This is a genomic window from Selenomonas ruminantium subsp. ruminantium ATCC 12561 (assembly GCF_000424065.1).
GTDB lineage: Bacteria > Bacillota > Negativicutes > Selenomonadales > Selenomonadaceae > Selenomonas_A > Selenomonas_A ruminantium.
Genome location: NZ_AUJE01000066.1, coordinates 1 through 3,805 on the forward strand (window position 1 = coordinate 1; position 3,805 = coordinate 3,805).

4 protein-coding genes and 1 pseudogene are annotated in these 3,805 nt (G+C 52.9%); all 5 read right to left on the reverse strand.

All coding sequences use genetic code 11. The features are described 5' to 3' along the window. Positions 1–35: 35 nt before the first annotated feature. Positions 36–662: a cytochrome c biogenesis protein CcsA gene (gene ccsA, locus G598_RS0114895; RefSeq protein ID WP_026767585.1), complete on the reverse strand. Its 627-nt coding sequence runs from the start codon at positions 660–662 to the stop codon at positions 36–38. A gap of 15 nt (positions 663–677) precedes the next feature. Then, on the reverse strand, positions 678–1,349 hold the full coding sequence (locus tag G598_RS0114900) for a heme exporter protein CcmB (protein WP_026767586.1): 672 nt from the start codon (positions 1,347–1,349) through the stop codon (positions 678–680). After that, positions 1,321–1,950 carry an ABC transporter ATP-binding protein gene (locus G598_RS0114905; protein WP_026767587.1) on the reverse strand — a complete coding sequence of 210 codons (630 nt, stop codon included), beginning with the start codon at positions 1,948–1,950 and terminating at the stop codon, positions 1,321–1,323. The genes G598_RS0114900 and G598_RS0114905 overlap by 29 nt, the downstream gene beginning before the upstream one ends. A gap of 3 nt (positions 1,951–1,953) precedes the next feature. After that, positions 1,954–2,634, reverse strand: a complete 681-nt coding sequence (locus G598_RS0114910) for a Crp/Fnr family transcriptional regulator (RefSeq protein ID WP_026767588.1) — start codon at positions 2,632–2,634, stop codon at positions 1,954–1,956. Between the two features lie 218 nt (positions 2,635–2,852). Next, a pseudogene (locus tag G598_RS18215) lies at positions 2,853–3,710 on the reverse strand (ammonia-forming cytochrome c nitrite reductase subunit c552); the annotation flags it as partial. Positions 3,711–3,805 lie beyond the last annotated feature (95 nt).

Below are 3,805 nucleotides of genomic sequence, written 5' to 3' on the forward strand. Positions count from 1 at the left end.
GTTTTTATCAACTTTTTATAAGTTATGCTTGACTGTTAACCCCCCTCTGCTAAAAGCCTTTTGGTCTGCCACTTATACAGCCCGTAGAAAATTCCCGTCACATCCACCAGCGCCGCCATAAGCACAGCCAGCATCACCGTATCCATGGCCAGCCCGGAGCCATTAATCACCGGCGACGGATGCAGGGAAAAATAAAGCCGCGGGATAATGAACACCAAAAACGGCACCGTCAAAAAAGAAAACAGCGCATAGACCGCCGCTGCCTTTGCCCGCTTGCGTCCTGCCGGCATGGCGCCCCGCAGGGTCAGATAGGCCCCATAAATCAGCAGCAGGACAAAAATCGTCGTCTGCCGCGGGTCCCAGTTCCAATACGCGCCCCAGGTGAGCTTGGAGAAAACCGCGCCGCTCACCGTGGCCAGTATAACAAAGAAAAAGCCCAGCTGCGCCGCCGCGGCGCTTTTGGCATCGGCCAGCATTTCTCCCTTTTGCAGAAAACGTCCACCCTCAAAGGCACTGATGAAAAATGCCAGTACTGCGACCCAGGCCACGGGAATATGAAAAAAGGCCAGCCGTACATAATAGCCCAAACCTTCTGCCGGCGGCACCACAAAAAATACCAGCCCCAAAACCAACAGTGTAAGCAGGCCGAGTATCGCCCTCATGAAAATTCCCCCAAACTAATCCTCATACCAAAGATAATCAAAGAGCACCGACGCCCCCATAAGCAAAACGCCATCGTAAAGCGCCAGCCCGACAAGATAACTCAGCGGTGCCGAACCGCCGCCCAATGCTCCTGCCGTCAGAAAGATGGCCGGCAAAAACACCGGCAGAATGACCGGCAGCATCAGAATGGAAAACAGGCCGCTTTTTACCTGTGCCCCGCAGGTAAGCGCCGCAATAAGTGTGCCCGCTGCAGAAATACCAATCGTTCCGAGCAGCAGCGTCCCCATAAATACGCCAACCGACACGACCTCGGCCCCCGTCAGCAATAAAAACAAGGGCGTAATAAAAACCGTCAGGCACAGCAAGAGAAAGCCCGTATAGAGCAGCTTGCCCCATAGTACCATCTGCGCCGCCCCATAAAGTTTCAGCGTAGACAAAGTGCCTGCCATATCCTCATCGGCAAAGCTCCGGTCAGCTCCGGCCATGGAAGCAAAGAACAAAATAATCCAGAGAAGCGCCGCCGCCAGTTTCGGCTCTAACGGCGCTCCCTGCAGAGCCATGCTGACGCAGGCCAGCGTGGTCAGCGCAAACATCAACATCGCTGCCCAGGCGGCCTTAAAACGCAGGCCTAAGGTAAATTCCTTGACAAAGACCAGCTTAATCCCCGGCCAAAGCGATGATTTCATCTGCCAGCGCCTCCTCTCCAGGGTCATTTGTGGCGAGTGCCACCAGTACATTCTGCTGAGCGGCCGCCCGCACCTCGCGGGCCACCATTGCCCGGCCTGCTTCATCAAGGTTGCCCCCCGGTTCATCGAGCAGCCAGATATCCGCCTGCGCAGCCAGCAGCACCGCCATCTTCAACCGTTGCCGCATCCCCGTGGAAAACTCCCCGGTATAGGCTGCAGTAACAGCCTTAGCCGAAAGTTCAACCCGTTCCAAAAGCTGCCGATAAGCTGCATCCGTAAGCGAAATCCCCCGCAGCCCCAGAAAAAAATCCATATTTTCCCGCGCAGTCAGGCGGTCATAAAAGCGCATTTCCGGCGTGACCATAGCCAAATGCTCACGCAGTGCCGCCTGCTTCAGTACGCCATCATCAGCACTAACCGTGACTTCGCCCTTGGTCGGCAACAGCAGATGCCCAGCCAATTTCAAAAAAGTGGATTTGCCGCTACCATTAAAGCCGGTAACAGCTGTAATCCGGCCGCTATGCATTTTAGCCGTCAACGGGCCAAAAATTTGCCGTCCATGAAAAGACTGACTGACCTCGTTAAATTCTATCGTAATCATAACTTAGTCCATCGCCGCAATCTTTACAGCATCCAATTCCATCCAATCCTCACCTGTACGCAGGAGCCCTTCCGCCTGCATGCTGCTGATTTCTCGGGTCAGCGCACTACGGTTACATTCCAGCTCCTTGGCCAGCTGCACCCGTCCCGGTACCTGCACGCGAGCTTTGCCCTGACGCTGCGCCTTATAGAGCAGATAGAGAATCAGCCGTTCCCGCAAGGTCTTTTGCGAGAGAATCTTGATTTTCTGCATCATCAGCACATTTTTGCGGCAAAAGGCTTCCAAAAGGTTCTTCATAACCAAACCATGCGTGCGCCCCAGCTTCGGCCCCGCCGTCAGCAAAGCCTGATAGGGAATCCAAAGCACCAGTACATCCGTCAAGGCTTCAATAGCCATATCATACGGAACCTGCGGCATAATGGCCGAGGTGCTCCCAAGTAAGGCTCCCCGCTCCAGATTATGGCTGACATTTTCATTGCCAAAGCGGTCTTCAGCCAGCACCTGAGCCTCACCTTCCACGATGACACCGATATTGTGGTTTTCCACATAAGCATCCAAAATCCGCTTGCCGCGGCCGACCCGCTTTATCTTAGCATCAGTAGCCGCAATAAACTGCTCCACCTCTGCTGCCGGCACGCCCTGGAACAGAGGCAGCTCATGCAAATCAAGATGATAAACCTGCATCGCTTTCACTCCTAAGTACACATTTTTCTTCATTATAGCAATAATCACGCGATCATCATGTTGCTTTGGCAACTGTATATAGTAATTATTCTATCAGGCGAAATAAACTCCTGCATTGGAGTATCCTACAAGAAATGAATCGCTGTTTTGTAAGGATATTTTCACAACAAAACCGCCCCTTAACGAGGCGGTTCTGTTCATTCGTCAGCATTATGTTTTTACAAGCTTCCTTTTACCAAGGCATTGGCATCCTGAATTACCTGATGTGCCAAATCAATCGCTTCGCCGCTGATGCGCATGCACTTGTCCGGATTATGGAATCCGTTGCCGTTTTCGGCAGCTACCCAGTCCCAATACCACTGTGCTTCGCGCAGTTTCAGCCGTACAGGTGCCAGCTGTTCATCCGTGGCACCGGCATCCATGGCAGCCTTTACCGCCAGGTGCGCCTTGGCCACCGTCTGGCCCGCAGTGCGTTGCAGTTTGAAGTTATTGTCATGGATGGTCTTCACCCGGGCAATCAACGTTTCCTTGCTCTCATCATGGCACTTGAGGCAGGATGCTTCGACCGTCTTAAGTGGGCTGGTCATCCAATGCGAGGTGTATTTCTGACCGTTTTCCCGCATATAGGGCATATGGCAGTCCACGCAGGTCACACCGGCATCGGCATGGACGCTGGTCGTCCAGATTTCAAAGTCCGGATGCTGAGCCTTCAGCATCGGCGTCTTGGAATCGGGATGAATCCAATCCTGCTTGAAGGCGCCCAGCTGCTCGCTCTGGGTCTGATAGAACTTGAACTGTTCTTCCGGCTCCCAGCCGCCAATAAAGGGATGACGCACCCGGCCATCTTCGGCCATAAAGTAATACTCGTTATGGCACTGGCCACAGACATAGCCCCGCATTTCATTATGGGAAGCCTTGCTGATATCAATGCCCTTCAGGGCCATGGATTCAACAAAGCCCTGCTGATAAACGCGCAGTTCCATGGTATCCGGGTCATGACAGGAAGAACAGCCCATGTACAGGTCTGTACCTTCCACAGTATCCTTATTGGTATAAGGCGGTGTTGCCTCGGCAAAGTGATATGCTCCCCTTATGAGAGACAGTAAAAAATATAACTGTCATCATAGGGGGAGTTTTCTATGCCCAAACACCAGAAAATAGCAATAGAAGA